13 protein-coding genes are annotated in these 19,924 nt (G+C 65.7%); 10 read left to right on the top strand and 3 right to left on the bottom strand.

What is annotated here, in order from left to right; all coding sequences use genetic code 11:
* Window positions 1–32 precede the first annotated feature (32 nt).
* The 6 genes from ADADO0_RS13735 (at window position 33) to ADADO0_RS13710 (ending at window position 8,093) form a co-directional block, all read left to right on the top strand.
* Window positions 33–164 carry a hypothetical protein gene (locus ADADO0_RS13735; protein WP_511305711.1) on the top strand — a complete coding sequence of 44 codons (132 nt, stop codon included), beginning with the start codon at window positions 33–35 and terminating at the stop codon, window positions 162–164.
* Window positions 165–376: 212 nt separating this feature from the next.
* A complete protein-coding gene (locus ADADO0_RS13730) occupies window positions 377–775 on the top strand; it encodes a hypothetical protein (protein WP_511305710.1) in 399 nt (132 codons plus the stop codon).
* A 177-nt stretch (window positions 776–952) separates the two neighbouring features.
* Window positions 953–2,257: a hypothetical protein gene (locus ADADO0_RS13725; RefSeq protein ID WP_511305709.1), complete on the top strand. Its 1,305-nt coding sequence runs from the start codon at window positions 953–955 to the stop codon at window positions 2,255–2,257.
* Complete coding sequence (locus tag ADADO0_RS13720; protein WP_511305708.1) at window positions 2,257–6,084, top strand: YncE family protein; 3,828 nt, start codon at window positions 2,257–2,259, stop codon at window positions 6,082–6,084. The genes ADADO0_RS13725 and ADADO0_RS13720 overlap by 1 nt, the downstream gene beginning before the upstream one ends.
* Before the next feature lie 54 nt (window positions 6,085–6,138).
* On the top strand, window positions 6,139–6,960 hold the full coding sequence (locus ADADO0_RS13715; protein WP_511305707.1) for a DsbA family protein: 822 nt from the start codon (window positions 6,139–6,141) through the stop codon (window positions 6,958–6,960).
* A gap of 629 nt (window positions 6,961–7,589) precedes the next feature.
* Window positions 7,590–8,093: a GNAT family N-acetyltransferase gene (locus tag ADADO0_RS13710; protein WP_511305706.1), complete on the top strand. Its 504-nt coding sequence runs from the start codon at window positions 7,590–7,592 to the stop codon at window positions 8,091–8,093.
* A gap of 84 nt (window positions 8,094–8,177) precedes the next feature.
* On the opposite strand, the gene ADADO0_RS13705 is transcribed toward ADADO0_RS13710, so the two are convergent.
* Window positions 8,178–9,065 (bottom strand): branched-chain amino acid aminotransferase, encoded by an 888-nt coding sequence (locus ADADO0_RS13705; RefSeq protein WP_511305705.1) that lies wholly within the window; start codon window positions 9,063–9,065, stop codon window positions 8,178–8,180.
* 210 nt (window positions 9,066–9,275) lie between these two features.
* On the opposite strand from ADADO0_RS13705, the gene ADADO0_RS13700 reads away from it, so the two are divergent.
* The 4 genes from ADADO0_RS13700 to ADADO0_RS13685 all read left to right on the top strand — a co-directional run bounded on the left by ADADO0_RS13700 (window position 9,276) and on the right by ADADO0_RS13685 (window position 14,286).
* Window positions 9,276–9,818 (top strand): MarR family winged helix-turn-helix transcriptional regulator, encoded by a 543-nt coding sequence (locus ADADO0_RS13700; protein WP_511305704.1) that lies wholly within the window; start codon window positions 9,276–9,278, stop codon window positions 9,816–9,818.
* Complete coding sequence (locus ADADO0_RS13695) at window positions 9,818–10,537, top strand: response regulator (RefSeq protein ID WP_511305703.1); 720 nt, start codon at window positions 9,818–9,820, stop codon at window positions 10,535–10,537. The genes ADADO0_RS13700 and ADADO0_RS13695 overlap by 1 nt, the downstream gene beginning before the upstream one ends.
* Entirely contained in the window at window positions 10,534–11,919 is a 1,386-nt protein-coding gene (locus ADADO0_RS13690; RefSeq protein WP_511305702.1) for an ATP-binding protein, read from the top strand. The genes ADADO0_RS13695 and ADADO0_RS13690 overlap by 4 nt, the downstream gene beginning before the upstream one ends.
* A 306-nt stretch (window positions 11,920–12,225) precedes the next feature.
* Window positions 12,226–14,286, top strand: a complete 2,061-nt coding sequence (locus ADADO0_RS13685; protein ID WP_511305701.1) for a DUF4114 domain-containing protein — start codon at window positions 12,226–12,228, stop codon at window positions 14,284–14,286.
* Window positions 14,287–14,339: 53 nt separating this feature from the next.
* Here ADADO0_RS13685 and ADADO0_RS13680 read toward each other — a convergent pair whose 3' ends face one another.
* Window positions 14,340–15,575 carry a S1 family peptidase gene (locus tag ADADO0_RS13680; protein ID WP_511305700.1) on the bottom strand — a complete coding sequence of 412 codons (1,236 nt, stop codon included), beginning with the start codon at window positions 15,573–15,575 and terminating at the stop codon, window positions 14,340–14,342.
* 138 nt (window positions 15,576–15,713) lie between these two features.
* Entirely contained in the window at window positions 15,714–19,892 is a 4,179-nt protein-coding gene (gene rpoC, locus ADADO0_RS13675) for a DNA-directed RNA polymerase subunit beta' (RefSeq protein ID WP_511305699.1), read from the bottom strand.
* Window positions 19,893–19,924 lie beyond the last annotated feature (32 nt).

Below are 19,924 nucleotides of genomic sequence, written 5' to 3'. Positions count from 1 at the left end.
ATCGTGTGGGCGAACCGGAGTGGGAGTTTTCCGTGCGCAGTCTTTTCCGCATCACCGTGGTGGTCGCGCTCGGCCTGTCCGTATCGGCCTGCGACAAGTGCGGGGACTGGTTCAAATATTCCCCCACGCCCCATAGCTGCAGCGCTGAACCTCTGCCCAAATAGCTTTGGCGCGGTCCTCGCGTACAGATCTTTGAGAGCTATCGCCGGTCCCTAACGTAACGTTTCGAATGTCCCATCGCGCGCCTATGCCACACGCAAACTGACGCGTTACATCGTCCTCGCCTGGAACAAGCCTGATTCCTGGGTCTTCTTTCTCACGCATTCAGTCCGAACGCGCCCACACGCCTCAAGCGTTTGGAATTGAAGATCGAGACATGGTGGCGTCCATCGCCGCCCCGAAGGAGATGGTCATGTTCACAGTCCGACATCTTATTGCCGTTGGCCTTGTCGGCAGCCTGTTCTGCGGCCCCGCCTCTCTCGCCATGGCCCAGACGACCGAGCCCTCCGGCCCCTCGTCCCAGCAAGAAACCACCGTCTCGAAAATCGAGAAGACGCTGACGGACTATCTCCAGCGGGGACTGGACCTGTTGACGTCCACGGTGGAAACCATGGTGCCCTATCAGACCCCCGAATTTCTGCCGAACGGCGACATCCTCATCCGCCGCGCGCCCGAAGCTCCCAAGACCGGGACCGCAAACACGGCGCCCGCGACCCCGGTGCCCCCGCCCGCTTCAGCACCCGTGGATAAGGGCAACGACGGCACCAAGACCTGATCGCCGGGGGAGCATCGGTGCGGAAGCATCGCAAGGTTAAGGCGAAGCTTCCGGTTGAAAAATAAGGCAAAAAATTCGTCTCGTCCCCGAGACAGCTTTTGAGAACTGCGCAATACTGACGCAGCGTCGGGGGCGACGCGGCGAACCAATCGCCCCGCTTGCGCTGGGATGGCAAACGTGGCCGAGCGTTCCGGGCAAGCGTTCAAACGCAGTCTCTGGCGCATCGCCCTGGCGATGCTGATGTGCAGCTACGCTGCCAGCGCACACGCCTATAGCTGCAGCATTGCCGATATCGCACAGGCTGGAAAAGACACATTCAACTCGGCCCCAGCCTCCTGCGCGTCCCAGACCGCGAACCCGGTCTTTTATGCCCTCACGGCCTATCTGATTGCCGCGACACAGGCCCCAGAAGGCAAGCAGTTCTGTGCGGCGGTCGAAGACGCCAAGGATTCCGCCTCCGACACACAAAAGAAGGTCGCGGGCTATTGGGACAAGCTCTCCGCCGACCAGCAGGCGAAGCTCGAGCAATACGTCCCGGCCATCGCCTCTGCCAGTTCCGGCGCGGCTGAACTGACCGACGGCCTCGATCTTGTTTCCTGCGCCTGCCAGGTGGCGCAGTGGAAAGGTCCGGCTGCGCTTTATGGCGCACTGAGCAACTGCGTCGCCTCGGCGCTGTGCGAGGCGCAGGACTGGTTCCACGACAATGTCTCCAGCGCCTTCGCCTCCTGCGAGGACGGCGAGCCGCCGCCGCCGCCCCAGTTGATCGACTGCCGTCCGGACCCGACGACGAAAAACACCAATGACGCCTACTGGAGCTTCAACTACTCCATTCCCGTGGTGGGCGAGGAAGGGCAGTGTTTCGACAAATATTCCAATGGCTCCTATGTCACGGGATATCATTGCGAGGGCAGCTTCTGCTTCGCCAACAGCATCGCCTCCAAAGGCACCGGCAATTACTGCTACTGCCCGCCCGGCATGCAGCACGCCAATTACTTCATGCAGGACGTCGGCTCCTGTTATCAGTATCTCACCTGCGGCTGTCCCTCGGGCACCGAGCCTCTGAGCGACCAGGGCGCCGGCGCCTATGTCTGCATGTGCCCGGACGGCATGCCGCTGGGCCCGGACGGCGTCTGTATGAAGCCACCGCCGGTCTGCGACTTCACCTGCCCCGCCGGCCAAGTGGTCCACGATAAGGACCCACAGACCTGCGCTTTCACCTGCGGCTGTCCGGAAGGTGAAAATCTCATCGGCGACAAATGTCTCGCGCCCTGTGCCGATCCCACCCAGGTGATGCTGGGCAACGGCCAGTGCTGCAATCCCGCTCAGGCCGCCGCATGCGGGGAATGCTGCCCGTCCGGCATGGTGCCCGATGCGACGAGCGGAAACTGCGTCGCCCCGCCACCCAAGCCGGCGCCGTCCAGAGACCCTGTCAGGCCGCAAAAGATCATCCCTGGAAAGATCACTCCCAAGAGGGTGCCGTGATGACAAAGGGTGCCGTGATGCGCGCACACAGCCCCGCCGCCCGCGGGTGGCTTGCCCTGGGCATCGCCGCAGTCGCGTTTTCCGCTTTATGCAGCGCCCAGGCGCAGCCGGCGCCGCGTGGGCTGCTGGCGCCCGGGGACGCGGCGGTCACGGGATTTTCCGGCGCCCTGCCGCCGATCCAGATCCCGCCGGGCATCGACCCCAACGCCTATACCTTCATCGATCCGAACGGCGCATCGCTGCGGGTCATCGACCTCCAGGACATGCAGGGGCCGGCGGACGCGCAACTGGTGCCGACCCGCGCGCCCTTCGCCTTCCCCGCGAGCCTGATCGGTCAGGTGTTCGGCGTCACGCTCGACAACCAGGTGCCGCCCAACATCTACGTCTCCGCCACCTCGGCCTACGGCCTGCCGATCGTCGCGCCGCAGCCGGACGGCACCTGGACCCATGTGAATGCCGCTGCGCCCAGCGCCGCCTTCATGCCCGGCCTGTGGGGCGGGGCCGACCCCAATGGCGGGGCGGGCTCGATCTGGAAGGTGGACGGCATCACCGGCGCCGTTACCCTGTTCTCCTCCGTCGCGCCGGAAGGGCGGGCCAATTCCGGCGCCGCTCTCGGCAATCTGGCCTTCGACGGCGAGAGCAACACGCTGTTTGTGTCCGACCGCGAGACCGGGCTGATCCACCGCCTCGACATGAGCGGCGCGGAAATCGCGCGCTACGATCATGGCACGCAAGCGCGCACGGCGGCGGGCCTGCCGCCGGTGGCGTTCGATCCCGCTGTCCGCCTCGACATCACCAAGCCCGCCTTCGCCCCGGACCAGCCGGCCACCTGGAACTATGCGGCGCCCGAACGCCGGGTCTACGGCCTCGCGGTGCGCGGCGGGCGGCTGTTCTATGGGGTGGCGGAGAGCGAGCAGGTCTGGTCGGTGGCCTTCACCCAGCCGGGCGCGCCCCCGGCGTTCGGCGATCCCACCTGGGAATTGAGCGTGCCGCCGGGCGCGGGGCCGGTGGAAATCTCCAAGATCACCTTCGACGACCAAGGCCGCATGCTGCTGGCCGAACGCCCCGACCCCACCGGCGCGTTCGATTTCCAGGCGCTGGCGCTGCCCGGCATCGGCCGGGTGCTGCGCTATCAGCTGATCGAGCCCCAACCCGGCCTCGCCCGCACCTGGCAGCCGGTGCCGGACGAATATGCCGTCGGCTTTCCCGGCGAGCTGCGCAATTCCAACGGCGGCCTCGCGCTGGGCTATGATTACGAGCGCGACGGCAAGATATCGCGCGGCTCCTGCGGCGGCTTCCTCTGGATGACAGGCGAGGATCTGCGCCACGCCGCCGACCCGAAGCTCGCGGAACAGCTCACGCGCTCCGGCCCGCCCAATGTTCAGGGCCTTCAGGGCAACCCGATCTGGACCGTGCGGCCGATGAATGCGCCGCCGCTGCGCTCTTATTTCCTGGACGCCGACAGCCGCTTCCAAGACCCGACCGCGCGCGGCCATATGGGCGACATGGAGATCTGGCGGGCCTGCGGGCCGACGCTGCGCGGCGGCTGGATGCTGCCCGGCTGGATCGGCTGGTGGTGGACCGCCGAATGGGGCGGCCGCCTGCCGCCGCCCCGGCTCACCTGCCCGGTGGATCTTCAGAAACCCGGCTTCCAATGCTGCCCGAATGGCACGACGCCGGGTCCGGGCGGCCAGTGCCGCCCGCTCTGCCCCAATGGCGCCAACGACCCGCAAAGCCTCAAGCTGTGCGCGCTCGGCTTCGACGCCGCCACCTACAAGCCGGCAGCGCCCGGCCAGCTTCGCTGCATCGGCGGGGGCATGCCGGTGGCCAACAACGGCGCCCTGAGCTGCGTCGGCGCCTCCCCGGTGCTGAGCGCGAGCGTCTGCCAGGCAGGCTGGACCAAGCAGGCCATCCCCGGCATCGGCACGGTGTGCGCGCCGAGCAAATCGCAATTGTTCTGCCCGCCCGGCAAGCAGGTGGGTCTGGACGGACACTGCCGCGCGCTGTGCCTCGGCGGCACGGCATGGCCCACCACCCAGTGCTGCGCCGCGGGCTCCGCCGTCACGCCCACCGGGCAATGCTGCCCCTTCGGCTCGACAGTGGACCCGAAGACCGGCGCCTGCAGCCGCATCATCATCGGCTGCGCGCCGGGCTCGCTTTATGATCCGGTGAAGGGCTGCACCCCGCCCACCACCGATTGCCCGCCCGGCTTCACGGCGGACGCGAAATCCGGCCAGTGCCAGAAGATCCAGTATGACTGCCTGCCGGGCCTCTACCCCTCAGGCACCAATGGCGAGTGCCTGCCCCCGCCGCCGCCCAATTGCGTGCCGGGATCGCCGGGATGCACCACGCAGACCGGGTGCTCGGGGCCGAACTGCCCGCCCCCGCCGCAGGGCTGCCCCGCCAGCTGGAATCAGAACACAGTGACCGGCGGCTGCTGCCCGCCTGGACAATCTGCGAACGCGAATGGCGCCTGCACCTTCACGGCCTGCCCGACACCCGGAAAGCTGACCGGCGGCAAATGCTGCTCGCCGGACGACCTGAAGCTCGGCGGAGCCTGCGCCGTCAGTCTGTGCGGCGCGGGCGCACCCACCGGTGCCTCCGGCGCATGCTGCCCCTCGGATCGGGTCTACGACAACATCCGTGGTGTCCAAACCTGCTGCGCCAAACCGCTGGCGAACGGCAAATGCGAAGGCGACGGCCCGCTCACCGGCGACACCGTGGGCTCGAAATGCGCGCCCGGCTCGACCGATCCGGCCTGTTGCCCGGCGGGCTATACCGGCAGCGGCAAGACCTGCTGCCTGACCAGCCAGATGACCTCCACCGGCATCTGCTGCCCCGCCGGCCAATCCCCCACCGGCACCGACAAGGCGGCGTGCGCGCCGACGTTCGGTGGCGGAAAGCCGCCCTCCGGCGACACGCCACCCTCGCCTCCGACCACCAATTCCTGCTGCGCGGCAGGCTTCACGCCGCTGGCGGGCGGGTCGTGCTGCGCCGTCAGCCAGCTCACATCGGGTGGCATGTGCTGCCCCGCCGGCCAGACGCCGGACCCCAGGAACCGCCGCGTCTGCATCACCGTCCCGACATGCGGCCCGCGCGATACGCTGCTGAACGGCGCCTGCTGCCGGCGCGACAAGATCTACAGCGACGCGGCCGGCGCTCAGCAATGCTGCGCCGCCGGCCTCAACGCCAACGGCACCTGCGGCCCACAAGGCGGCGGCAACATCCAGGGCGGCAACAACACCATGGTGCCCTCGGCGTGCGCGCCCGGCTACACCAAGACGGCCGACGGCTCTTGCTGCGCCAATGCCTTCGTGAAGGATGGCCGTTGCCTCGCGCAGGGTGGCCCGATTCAGGGTCCGACCGGCATCATCATTCCGGTGCCGGGGCTGATGCAGCCGCCGCTGCGGGTGCCCCCGCCCCCACCACCGGCGAACACCCGGCCGCCGCCCAGCCAAACGCCGCCCAAGCAGACGCCACCCAGGCAGACGCGGCCCCAACAGACCCGCCCGCAGCAAACCCGGCCGCAACAGAGCGAGCCGGCACGGCCCCAGCCCGACCGGCCGAAGCAAACGCGCCCGCAGCAGCAGCGGCCGGCGGAACGCGCGCCCGCCGCCCAGCCCAACGTCATCGCGCCCATCCTGCCAGGGGCGATCAACACCATCATCCGCGCCATCCCCGGCGCATCGGGCGGCGGCGGCATCCCCTCCGGCCGTTCCGCTCCGCAGCAGACCCAGCCCGGCCGCGCGGCACCGCAGACCCAGGCGCCGCCGCCGGCCCGCAAGCCGCCGTCGCGGGACCCGAATGCGCTGCCGGATATCCGCTGACCGGCGGGGGCTCCCGCGCCCCCGCCTCATCAAGACCGATAAGGACGCTGAAGCATGATGAGGAAAACCTGCACTGCTCTGGCGCTGGCTCTTGGCCTTGCCTGGGCTGCGCCGGCATCGTCGCAGACCCTGCGCGGCGAGATCGAGGGCATCATCAAGGAGTATCTGGCGACCCATCCGGACGAGGTGGGCGAGGCCGTGAAGACCTATCTGGCCGACCACCCGGAAGTGCTCCAGCAGGCGATCATCGAAATGATGCGCAAGCGGGGCGCCACAGGTGCCCCAGGTGCCCCAGCCCAGGCCGCCGCTCCCGCGCCGCCCGCCGACAAGTCCGCAGCGTTGAAGCAGAATGCGGACCTGCTGTTCAATTCCCCCCGGCAGGTGACGCTCGGCAACCCCAAGGGCGACGTCACGCTGGTGGAGTTCTTCGATTACAATTGCGGCTACTGCAAACGCGCCCTCGGCGACACGCAGGCGCTGCTGAAGGACGACCCCAAACTCAAGATCGTGCTGAAGGAACTGCCGATCCTCGGCCCCGGCTCGGCCGAGGCGGCACGCATCGGCATCGCGCTGAGCATGCAGGACCCCACGGGGCAAAAGTATCTCGCCTTCCACGAGAAGCTGCTGGGCGGGCGCGGACAGGCAAACCGCGAGACGGCACTGGCGGCGGCAAAGGCGGCGGGGGCCGACATGACGCGCCTCGACAAGGACGTGTCGAGCCCCGAGGTGGACAAGACGCTTGCGGAAACCCGGGATCTTGCCCGCGCCCTCGGCATCAACGGCACACCGGGCTACGCTCTGGTGAATGGCATCATCCCCGGCGCCGTCGGCACCGCCGCGCTCAAGACCCGGATCGCCGCGGCGCGCGGGCAGTAGCTGCGGGGCGCGGGCAGTAAGGACGGAGCTTTTCCTAAGACCCCTGCCCCCTCCCCAGCCCTCCCCCGCAAGCGGGAGAGGGAGCGATCGCGCCTAACAAAGCCCTCTCCCGCTTGCGAGAGTTCTGCGAAAGAGATCTCACAAACTTCCGCGGTTCGTTAGATGCAGAGGCCGGGCTGTTTTTACCTCGCCCCGAGGGGGAGAGGTCGGCTGCGAAGCAGCCGGGTGAGGGGGCTCCGACATTTCAAAACTGGAGAGGGTTGCCCCCTCACCCCAACCCTCTCCCCGTCGGGGAGAGGGGGCATAACGCGGTCACTCAAGAGATACCACCGACTCCGTGCCGGCTCCTTTCGCAGAGGTCCCGCAAGCGGGGGAGGGTTGGGAGGGGGAAATGGTGCGGGGAAACCCGACGACCCCTCACCACACCAGCCAACACCCAAGCCAAACACTGGACCCTACGTTGCCGCCATGGTATCGGCCGCAGCGCCTTTGCGAGGGTTTCATGGTTTTGAGGATGCAGCGACGACGAGCGAGCAGCGAACGCCTTCCGGCGTGCGTCTCTCTTCGCCTGCCCGCCTGACCGGTCATCGCACCGGAGCGGGTCGTTTGTCCCTGCCCGGTTCCCCGACATGACCGAATTGCCCATCGCCATCGCGACCGAAAAACCCGCCGACGCCGACCCGATCGAAAAACTCCACCGCCGCACGTTCGGGCCGGGGCGGTTCTCGCGCACCGCGTTCCGCCTGCGCGAACAGGCGACGCACGATCTGGCGCTCTCCTTCACCGCCCATATCGGCACCATGATGGTCGGTTCGGTGCGGCTCACGCCGATCCTCATCGGCACCAAGCCCGCCGTGCTGCTCGGCCCGCTGACCGTCGAGCCGCCGTTCCGCTCGGTGGGCATCGGCGCGCGGCTGATGGAGGTCTCCATGCAGGCCGCCAAGGCGGCCGGGCACAAGCTGGTGCTGCTGGTGGGGGACGAACCCTATTACCGGCGCTTCGGCTTCAAGCCGGTGCCCCATGGCCGCGTCACCCTGCCCGGCCCGGTGGACCCGGCGCGCCTGCTGGTGGCGGAACTGGTGGCGGGCGCCTTTGCCGACGTGAGCGGCGCCGCGCGCGGCACGGCGGCTTAACCAAAAAGAAAATGCCCCGGCCTGAGCCGGGGCATCGGGCCTGAAAGATCAGGCCGTTTTCACATCACGCGAGACCCCGTGGGATCAGGCGGCGACCTTCTTCGGCCGCGTTTCCTGGGTGTAGGCATCCATGAGCTGGTGGGTGATGCCGGTGGGCTTGAAGCGCCAATCGGCGATTTCACCCACGGGCGTCACTTCGGCGGCCGTGCCGGTGATGAAGCATTCCGTGAAATCGGAAAGTTCTTCCGGCAGGATGTGCCGCTCAACCACTTCGATGCCGTGGCGCTTCGCCAGTTCGATCACGGTGCGGCGGGTGATGCCGTCGAGGAAGCAGTCCGGGGTCGGCGTGTGGATCACGCCATCCCTAACGAAGAAGACGTTCGCCCCGGTGCACTCGGCGACAAAGCCGCGATAATCCAGCATCAGCGCGTCCGCAAAGCCGCGCCGCTCCGCCTTATGCTTGGAGATGGTGCAGATCATATAGAGGCCGGCGGCCTTGGCCTTGCAGGGAATGGTGGCCGGATCCGGCCGCCGGAACTCCGCGAGGTCGAGGCGCAGGCCCTTCTGGCGCTGCTCCGGGTCGAAATAGCTCGGCCATTCCCACACGCCGATGGCGAGATGGATCTTGTTGGACTGCGCCGAGACACCCATCATCTCGCTGCCGCGCCAGGCGACGGGGCGGATATAGGCGTCCACGAGCCCGTTCTTCTCCAGGGTCAGGCGCTTGGCCGCGTCGATGTCCTGAATCGAATAGGGAATGGTGAAGTCCAGGTGCTCGCCCGAGGCCTTGAGGCGCTCGGAATGGGCGGTGGACTTGAAAATTTCGCCGCCATAGGCGCGTTCACCCTCGAACACGCAACTGCCATAGTGCAGGCCATGAGAGAGTACGTGCAGCTTGGCATCGGCCCAGGGCACCAGGGCGCCGTCATACCAGATCCAACCGTCACGCTTGTCGAAAGGCTCTCCGCTCATGATCTTCACTCCTATGGGGCCGTCTTCAAGGCGGCCTTTGACCCCTAACGACCACACCTTTGCAGTCGTATCCTGTACATATAATTTCCCGGCTGACATATGACGCCTGGCCGGCTTCGGCGCAATGATCGAACTCCAAAACGAGGATTGGAGACCGATCCTTTCGCCGCCGCGGGGATGTGAGTAACGATCGGATCGAAAAAAGTCAACATGACTGACATAAATCCCAACCATGTGATGGCCCGGCGAGATCCGGCGACGCCTGCGACCGAGCCCGCAGCCGAGCCCCTGACCGAGCTGATCGAGCTGTTTTTCTTCGCCTATCGCGATTTCGTGGCCGATCCTGACGACATTCTCTCGCCGCTCGGTTTCGGTCGCGCGCATCACCGCGTGCTGCATTTCGTGAACCGGCATCCCGGCATGCGCGTCACCGACCTCCTGGACATCCTGCGCATCACCAAGCAGAGCCTGGGCCGGGTGCTGCGCGAACTGGTGGATGAGGGCTTCGTCGAGAGCCGCGCCGGAGCATCCGACCGGCGCCAGCGGCTGCTGTTTCCCACAGCGAAAGGCGAGGCGCTGGCGCGCGAGTTCATCGCCATCCAGAGCCGTCGCATCGGCGCCGCGCTGGAGGAATGCGGCGAGGGCTCGCAGGACGCGGCCCGGCGCTTTCTTATCGCCATGATCGACCCCGAGGATCGACCCGACGTCGAGCGGCTGATCCAGCGCGCCGAGCGCAACCGGCGGACCCGCTGATGAACCTGCCTGCTTCCAGACCCGCACCGCCGCCCTTGGCGGACGATGCCCCCCACCTCCTGGTGGTGGACGACGACAACCGCATCCGCTCCCTGCTGGCGCGTTTCCTCAGCGAGCACGGCTACCGCGTGACCACCGCCGCCTCCGCCGCCGAGGCGCGCGGGCGGTTGGAAGGGCTCTCGTTCGATCTCCTGGTGCTCGACGTGATGATGCCGGGGGAATCCGGACTCGATCTGGCGCGCTCGCTGCGCAAGGAATCGAGCGTCCCGATCCTGATGCTCACCGCCCGCTCCGAGCCGCAGGACCGCATCGCCGGGCTCGAAGTGGGCGCCGACGATTATCTCGGCAAGCCGTTCGAGCCGCGCGAACTGCTGCTGCGGGTGGGCTCCATCCTGAAGCGCGCCTCGCCCGCGCCGCAGAAAGCCATCGAGGAGGTTCGGTTCGGCGAGCTGACTTTCCATCTCGGCCGGGGCGAACTGCTGCGCGCCGGCGAACCCGTGCGCATCACCGAGCGGGAGCGCGACATGCTGCGCGCGCTGGCCGAGGCGCCGGGTGAAACCGTGCCGCGCCTCGCCCTCGCGGGCAACGGCACCGCCAGCGAACGGGCGGTGGACGTCCAGGTGAACCGGCTGCGCCGCAAGATCGAGCGCGACCCGGCGAACCCGACCCATGTGCAGACGGTGCGCGGCATCGGCTATCGGCTGGTGGTGACGCCGTGACCCTCGCCGCCAGCAGCAGCAGCCGGAAAGGGTTCAGCGCGCGGCTGCGCGACCTCCACGGGCGGATCGGGGCGTGGTTCAACCGCGTGACGCCTAAGGGGCTCTATCCCCGCTCGCTGCTCATCATCGTCATTCCCATGGTGCTGCTGCAGTCGGTGGTGGCGTTCGTGTTCATGGAGCGGCACTACAACATGGTGACGCGCCGCCTCTCCGCCGCCGTGAGCCGGGATGTCGCCGCCGTTGCCGCGCTCTACACGGCACTGCCGCAGGAGAAGGAAAGCGCCGCCATCCGCCGCGTCGCGTGGCAGAACCTTCAGCTCGCCGTCGACGTGCTGCCGCCCGGCCCGCTGCCCACCACCAGCAGCAAGCCGTTCTTCTCCATTCTCGACAACGTGCTCTCCACCGAGATCAGCGAGCGCATCAAGCAGCCCTATTGGCTCGACACGGTGGGGCGCTCCGATCTCATCGAAGTGCGGGTGCAGATGCCCGACGCGGTGCTGCGCATCCTGGCGCCGCGCAATTCCGCCGCCGCGTCGAACTCGCATATCTTCCTGCTCTGGATGGTGGGCACCTCGCTGGTGCTGCTCACCGTCGCCATCCTGTTCCTGCGCAACCAGATCCGGCCGATCGAGAACCTGGCGGACGCCGCCGAGGCCTTCGGCAAGGGGCGGGACGTGGAGAATTTCCGCCCGCGCGGCGCCCGCGAGGTGCGGCGCGCGGCCATTGCCTTCCTGGAGATGAAGCGGCGCATCGAGCGGCAGATCGAACAGCGCACCACCATGCTCGCGGGCGTCTCCCACGACATGCGCACCATTCTCACCCGCTTCCGGCTGGAACTCGCCTTCCTCCCCGAGGGGCCGGAGGTGGACGCGCTGCGCAAGGACGTGGACGAATTGCAGGGCATGCTTGAGGCCTATCTTGCCTTCGCCCGGGGCGATGCCGGCGAGCAGGCCGCGCTCACCGACATGGCGCAGGTGATCGAGGATCTGCGCGCCAATGCGGAACGCTCCGGCGCGATCGCGCGCGCCAGCTTCATGGGGCCGCCTCTGGTTCAGGTGAAGGCAGAGGCGCTGCGCCGCTGCATCGGCAATCTGGTGGGAAATGCCACGCGCTATGCCCGCGCGCTGGAGATCACCGGCTCACGGGATGCCCGCTGGCTGATGGTGAGCGTGGACGACGACGGCCCCGGCATTCCCGCCGACAAGCGCGAGGACGTGTTCCGGCCGTTTTTGCGGCTCGACGATGCCCGCAACCAGGATTCCGGCGGTTCGGGCCTCGGCCTCTCCATCGCCCGCGACATCGCCCGCGCCCATGGCGGCGATGTCATCCTAGCCGACAGCCCCATGGGTGGCCTGAAAGCAACGGTGCGCTTGCCGGTGTAAAACCATAAGCTAAAGCGTGACTGCAAGATCATTTACCAATTTACCGCAAGGTGAGGTGAGACAACACACCGCGCCTGACGTCTCTTTGCCGGCACTTCAGCTCAAACACCCTGCGAATACTGACTCACGGCCAATCAAGGTGTACCCCTGGGTGATGCACCCGGATTCAAGCGACTTGATGTGCCCTTGTAATTGATGGCACGAAGCCCATCGGGGCTCGGCGGATGGCAATTTTCTCAGAAAACCAAAAGGTTGCGAGATACCATCCGATTGCGCCCGTCCAACATTGCTGGAGTGGCTGGCGCCATGGCTGACGAACCTGAAGTCCCCCCTCCCGGCTTTACCACCACAACCCCGAAGGGCGGCCTTTACAGCGGCGCCTTCGATTCCTCGGGGCTTGACCCGAATACCCGCTCCGTGGTGATGGATGCCCGCTGGACGCTCGCCCTGAACGGGACTGAGCCCGCGACCCACATCACCTTCTCCTTCCCGACATCCGCCACCGACTATACTGGTGTCGAGGGCGGCTATCCCGACCCCTCGCTGGTGTCGACATTCTCCGAGGTGACCAGCTTCCAGAAGGAGGCTGCCCGGACCGCATTCGGTCTCGTGTCCTCCTACACCCAGCTGACGTTCGAGGAAGTCGCCTCGGGTCTGGCGGTGGATGCGACCTTCCGTTTCGCGCGCTATGCGGATGGCGGCTCGGAATCCAATTTCCCCGCCGGCACGGGCTATGGCTACAATGACTCCCGCTCGGCTGGAGATACCTTCCTGGGCGGCAATGGCGAGCCGCCGGCCAATTATTTCGGCACCGACCATTTCAACACCATCATGCATGAGATGGGTCATGCCTTCGGCCTCAAGCACGGCCATGAGCCGTCGTTGAACGGAACGCTCGCGCCGCAGTTCAATGACAACGAATTCTCTGTCATGACCTATGCGAGCTATTTCGGTGCAGACACCGAAGGCGCGACGGAAGCCTGGGTCGGCTCGGCCCCGCAGAGCTACATGATGTACGACATCGCGGCGCTGCAGGCCTATTACGGCGCCAATTTCGACCGGCTCGGCACCACGTCCGTCTATACCTGGGACACGATCTCCGGCCAGCAATACATCAACGGCGAAGTCGCCGAGTTCACCGGCGCCAGCAGCACCGGCAAGATATTCTCCACCGTATGGACCGAGGGCGCGACCACCACCTATGACCTCAGCGCCTTCAGCGATGATCAGGTGGACGACATGCGGCCGGGATATTGGCTGACGTTTTCCTCCAGCCAGATTGCCGATCTCAACAGCATGGCCGCGGCCGGCACGCCCCAATACCAGGCCCAGGGCAATATCTACAACGCCCTGCTCTATGGTGGCGACACACGTTCGATGGTGAGCAACCTCATCACCGGCAGCGGCAACGACCAGATCACCGGCAACGACCTCGACAACATCATCACCGCCAATGCCGGCAGCGACATCATCGCTGGCGGCGAAGGCAGCGACACGGTGAGCGGCGGCGCCGGGGCCGATACGGTCTATTTCGGCAGCGGGCACAACGTGCTGCGCGACCTGCTCGCGGACATGAACGGCGACAGCGTCCACGGCCTCGGCTTCACCAGCACGCTCGATATTCTCGACACCCTGGTGGGGCGCTCCAACATTGGGGTGGCGACGGATGGCGGCCTGTCCAGCCTCACCATCGGCGCATCCACAGTCCAGCTTTATGGCGACTTCTCAGCCGGCGACTTCATGGCGGCGGCGCGCGGCGCGCATACCGAGATCAGCTACGTCAACTTCCTGCCGACCCTTTCGGAAGGGGTGCAGGTGGATCTCGCCGCCATAAACGGCATCGCCAACCAGCCGTTCCTGACCGGGGATGGTTCCGTCAGCTTCACGATGCAGATGGAAACCGCCGTCTCCAGCTACAAGAACATGCTCGGCTATTACAATCTGTCGGTGGACGGCTCGATCTCGGACGTTCATCTCGCGTTCGAGAACACGCTCGCCCCATCGTCCGTGGGACACACTATCGACCTCGGCACGCCGGACGCTGACGCACAGATCGGCTTCTTCCTGATTCAGGACGGCTTCAGCCTGTACGGAGACCTGCCGGATGATCTGTTCTTCCAGCCGGGCACCAGCTCCCCGTTCTCACTCTACAGCTCCTCGCTGGGGCTTCTGAGCAGCGCGCAGGTCTTCCATTCGTTCTCCGCCTTCAACTTCGATGGCGCACAGCAGGTTCTGTCCGGCACGGCGCTCGGCGGCGAAGGACTGCGGATCGGCTTCGAGGATCTGTTCTCGGGCATCGGCGACAACGACTTCCAGGACGTCGTGTTCACCGTTCACGCCAGCTCGGACGACCTGTTCGTCATCTAGCCCGGACGCGAAGGCGGCACTGAGCCCTGACGTGGCTCAGGCCGCAGGCGCGTTCATTTCGGGCGACACATGACCTGCACCGTATAGCTGGCCGCTTCCTTAGCGATCGCCACGGAGGGAATGGGCTTGCCGGAATCCACCTCCTGCGGCTCGATGCCGTTCGCGCGCAGAAAGCTGGTCGCGAGCGGCGACTTGATGCCGAAATTCACATTCTGCGGAAATGCTCCGCCCGATTTGATGGCGGCGACCTCGTTGAGCTTCGACTGCGTGACCCCGACCACGAGACCCGAGCCGTCCGTAACCGGCCCGCCCGAATTTCCGGGCTGAGCGGGCGCGGAGAACTGAATGGCGCGGGGATCATTGCCCGGTCCCGCCAACGAGCTGATGACCCCACTGGTGAAGTTCAGCCCGTTGTCCAATTGCCCCGCGAGCGGAAAGCCCAGCACATAAATGGCCTCCCCGAGCTGGGCGCCGGTCTTTCGGAACCGCACCCCCTCGGTCTTCGCCGCCGTCGTAAGCTTCAGCAGCGCAAGATCGTCCTTCTTGTTCGCAGCGATAATTGCTGCCTTGCCGAAGCCGGTGATCGTCGCCTCCGCACATCCCTCCACCACATGGGCGTTGGTGAGAACTGCGCCGTCGCGGCTCACGAAGAAGCCGCTTCCGGTATAGACCCGCTCCTTGCCCGCGCCTTTTTCAGGCTTTGCGGCCGGCCGCTCCACTGATGCCTCCATCTGAGGCTTGGACGCGGAAGCGGAAGCGGGCGTGGAAACGGGAGCTGGAACGGTGTCGGCGACCTTGGCGAACCGCTGGGGGCACTCCTGCAGGGCTTTCATCATCGGCGCCATGCCTTCGAGCTTGTAGGAGATCGTCACCTCCTTGAAGGCGATCCGCAGCATCTCGCCTTGCCTGAAGGCATCGAGGAGACGCGCATCCCCCAGGAGCGGGAGATGGACAAGGCCCTTCGGGCCCACCTCGCCTGTGGTCCTGTAGACCATGCCCTTGTCCACCACGAACGAGATCTCGAGCTTCTGGCCCTTCCTCACCTTCACCGAGGTGTTTTTGAATGCCATGAACCACCGCGCGCCGTCGGTGAGATCGAAGCCGAGGACGGAGGTGCCATATTCGCGGATGGCCACGCAATCGCTGAACTTGCCGGTCCTCTCACTCGAAAAGGCCTGGATATGCCATCCATTGACATGGAAGACGGCCAGTTCGCGCCCGCTGGCCGCGTCCGCCCACCCCAGAGCCAGCGCACCCACCAGGACCAGAAGCCCCCGCAAGACCGACATTACCGCCCCCCTGCAACCCCAAGTTTATATTACTCAGCGGTAGCGAGGTTGAAAAGACGGCATTTACACGCGAGCCCTTTGACAAAAGAAAAAGGCCGCCCTCTCGGGCGGCCCTTTCGTTTGTTCAGACCGTCTCGGTCACTCGGCAGCGTCGGCGGAGCCTTCCACCAGAGAGGCGTTGTCCCCTTCGCGGGTCGCGAGGATGAGTTCGTCGCGGGAGTTCGCCACCGTGCGCAGCTTGCTCATCTGCGCACCGGTACCGGCCGGGATGAGGCGGCCGACGATGACGTTCTCCTTCAGGCCGTCCAGCGGATCGACCTTGCCGTTGACCGCCGCCTCGGTGAGGACGCGGGTGGTCTCCTGGAACGAAGCCGCCGAGAAGAAGGACCGGGTCTGGAGGCTCGCCTTGGTGATGCCGAGGAGCACGGGATGCCCGGTGGCGGGCTTCCTGCCCTCCTCCACGGCCTTCTCGTTAGCCTCGACGAACTCGATGCGATCCACCTGCTCGTTGTCCAGGAACTCGGTCTCACCCGAATCATCAACCTCCACCTTCTGGAGCATGTTTCGGACGATGACTTCGATGTGCTTGTCGTTGATGTTCACGCCCTGGAGCCGGTAGACCTCCTGGATTTCGTTGACGAGGAAGGCGGCAAGCTCTTCCACGCCCTTGATCGCCAGGATGTCGTGCGGCGCCGGGTTGCCGTCCACCAGGAAGTCGCCCTTTTCCACGACGTCGCCGTCCTGGAGATGGATGTGCTTGCCCTTCGGGATCAGGTACTCGACCGTGTCACCACCGTCGCCCGGCTCGATGGTCAGGCGGCGCTTGTTCTTGTAATCGCGGCCGAAGCGGATGGTGCCGGAGATCTCGGCGATGATTGCCGCATCCTTCGGACGCCGTGCCTCGAACAGCTCCGCCACGCGCGGCAGGCCGCCCGTGATGTCGCGGGTCTTGGCGCTTTCCGTGGGAACGCGGGCAACCGCGTCGCCGGCCTTGATCACCTGGCCGGGATCGACCGAGATGATGGCATCCACCGGCAGCGAGTAGCGGGCATCGCCGCCACGGGCCAGCTTCAGGATCTTGCCGTCCTTGCCCTTGATGAGAATGGCGGGCCGCAGGTCCGCGCCGCGCACGGCACGGGTATCCGTGACCACGCGCTTGGCGATGCCGGTGGCCTCGTCGATCACTTCGTTCAGGGACTGGCCTTCGACCAGATCCTCGAAGCCGACGGTGCCGTCCACTTCGGAGATGATCGGGCGGGTGTAGGGATCCCACTCGGCGATGCGCTGGCCTCGCTTGATGGTGTCGCCTTCGTCCACCTTCAGGCGCGAGCCGTACTGGATGCGGTGAACCGCGCGCTCGGTGCCGTCGGCGTCCCCGATCACGACCGCGAGGGTTCGCGTCATGACGATGAGTTCGCCTTCGGAATTCCGCGCCACATTGCGATTCCGCATACGGACGACGCCTTCGAAGTTCGACTCCACGAAGGACGAGTCCGCAAGCTGCGCCGCACCACCGATATGGAAGGTGCGCATGGTGAGCTGGGTGCCCGGCTCGCCGATGGACTGCGCCGCGATGACGCCGACCGCTTCACCCATGTTGACGGGCGTGCCGCGGGCGAGATCGCGCCCGTAGCAGGTGCCGCAGACGCCGTTGCGGGTCTCGCAGGTCAGCACCGAGCGGATCTTGATCTCCTGGATGCCGGACTTGTTGATCCGCTCGACATGCCATTCCTCGATCATGGTGCCCTTGGGCACGATGATCGCGCCGGAGACCACGTCGACGATGTCTTCGCCCGCGGTGCGGCCGAGAACACGCGACGATAGCGAGGCGACCACTTGGCCACTGTCCACGATGGCGCGCATGTGAATGCCGCTCTCGCCGCCGCAATCCACCTCGGTGATGATGCTGTCCTGCGCCACGTCGACGAGACGACGGGTGAGGTAGCCCGAGTTCGCGGTCTTGAGCGCGGTGTCGGCGAGGCCCTTACGAGCGCCGTGGGTGGAGTTGAAGTACTCCATCACGGTCAGGCCTTCCTTGAAGTTCGAGATGATCGGGCTTTCGATGATCTCGCCGGAAGGCTTCGCCATGAGGCCGCGCATGCCGGCCAACTGCTTCATCTGCGCCGGCGACCCACGCGCTCCGGAATGGGACATCATGTAGATCGAGTTGATCTGCGCGTCCCGTCCGGTCTTCGGGTCCTTCTTGACGGAGGAAATTTCCTTCATCATCTCGTCGGCGATGCGGTCGGTGCACTTGCCCCACGCGTCGACGACCTTGTTGTACTTCTCGCCCTGGGTGATCAGGCCGTCGTTGTACTGCTGCTCGTATTCCTTGGTAAGGGTGCGGGTCTCCTCGACCAGCGCCCACTTCTTCTTCGGCACGACCATGTCGTCCTTGCCGAACGAAATGCCGGCGCGGAACGCGTTGTAGAAGCCGAGCGACATGATCCTGTCGCAGAAGATCACGCTCTCCTTCTGACCGCAGTGGCGATACACCGCGTCGATCATGTTGGAGATTTCCTTCTTGGTCATCAGCTTGTTGACGACGTCGTAGGTCACCTTCGGGTGCTTGGGCAGCAGTTCGCCGATCTTCATGCGACCGGGGGTGGTCTCGAAGATCTTCGACTGGCGACGGCCGTCGGCGTCGACGCCGATGTAGCGGCCGCGGATCTTGGTGTGCAGCGTGATCGCCTTGGCGGCGATCGCGTGGTCGATCTCGCCCATGTCCGCGAACATCATGCCCTCGCCGGGCTCGTTCTCGCGCATCAGGGAGAGATAGTAGAGACCCAGCACGATGTCCTGGGACGGCACGATGATCGGCTGTCCGTTGGCAGGGTGCAGGATGTTGTTGGTGGACATCATGAGCACGCGCGCTTCCAGCTGGGCTTCCAGCGAGAGCGGGACGTGCACGGCCATCTGGTCGCCGTCGAAGTCCGCGTTGAAGGCGGCGCAGACCAGCGGGTGAAGCTGGATCGCCTTGCCTTCGATCAGCACCGGCTCGAACGCCTGGATGCCGAGGCGGTGGAGCGTCGGCGCGCGGTTCAGCATCACGGGATGCTCGCGGATCACCTCGTCGAGGATATCCCAAACCTCGGGACGCTCCTTCTCCACCAGCTTCTTCGCCTGCTTGACGGTGGCCGAGTGGCCCTTGGCGTCGAGGCGGGCGTAGATGAAGGGCTTGAACAGCTCGAGCGCCATCTTCTTGGGCAGGCCGCACTGGTGCAGCTTCAGCTCCGGACCGACCACGATGACGGAGCGGCCGGAATAGTCGACGCGCTTGCCGAGCAGGTTCTGACGGAACCGGCCCTGCTTGCCCTTCAGCATGTCGGCGAGCGACTTCAGCGGGCGCTTGTTGGCGCCGGTGATGACGCGGCCGCGACGGCCGTTGTCGAACAGCGCATCGACCGCTTCCTGAAGCATGCGCTTCTCGTTGCGGATGATGATGTCAGGCGCGCGCAGTTCGATCAGCCGCTTGAGGCGGTTGTTGCGGTTGATGACGCGGCGATAGAGATCGTTCAGGTCCGAGGTCGCGAACCGGCCGCCGTCCAGCGGGACGAGCGGGCGCAGGTCCGGCGGGATGACAGGAACGTGCGTCAGGATCATCCATTCCGGCTTATTGCCGGAGAGCTGGAAGGCCTCGACGATCTTCAGACGCTTGGCGAGCTTCTTCGGCTTCAGCTCGGTGGTGGCCTCGGAAATCTCGACGCGCAGGTCCGCGGCGATCTTGTCCAGGTCCATGGAGCGCAGCATCTCGCGGATCGCTTCGGCGCCGATCATGGCGGTGAAGCTGTCATCGCCATACTCGTCCTGGGCGCGGATATAATCGTCTTCGGACAGAAGCTGGCGATACTTGAGCGGGGTCAGGCCCGGCTCCAGCACGACGAAATATTCGAAGTACAGGATGCGCTCGAGATCCTTCAGCGTCATGTCGAGCAGCAGACCAATGCGGCTCGGAAGCGACTTCAGGAACCAGATGTGGGCGACGGGCGCGGCCAGTTCGATATGGCCCATGCGCTCGCGGCGCACCCGCGACAGCGTGACTTCGACGCCGCACTTCTCGCAGATGATGCCCTTGTACTTCATGCGCTTGTACTTGCCGCACAAGCACTCATAGTCCTTGATCGGACCAAAGATGCGCGCGCAGAACAAGCCGTCACGCTCGGGCTTGAACGTGCGGTAGTTGATGGTCTCCGGCTTCTTGATCTCGCCGTACGACCACGACGCGATCTTGTCCGGGCTCGCGATCGAGATCTTGATCTGATCAAAGGTCGGAGCCGGGGTTGCCGGATTGAAGAGATTCATCACCTCTTGATTCATGACCGTCTCCTTCGGCTCAGCCAGCACGCCCC

The sequence above is a fragment of the Aquabacter sp. genome (genome assembly GCF_965279295.1).
In the GTDB taxonomy this organism is placed as follows: domain Bacteria; phylum Pseudomonadota; class Alphaproteobacteria; order Rhizobiales; family Xanthobacteraceae; genus Aquabacter.
Note: the sequence above shows the minus strand (reverse complement) of the source record. Positions and strands in the feature narration are given on the sequence as shown.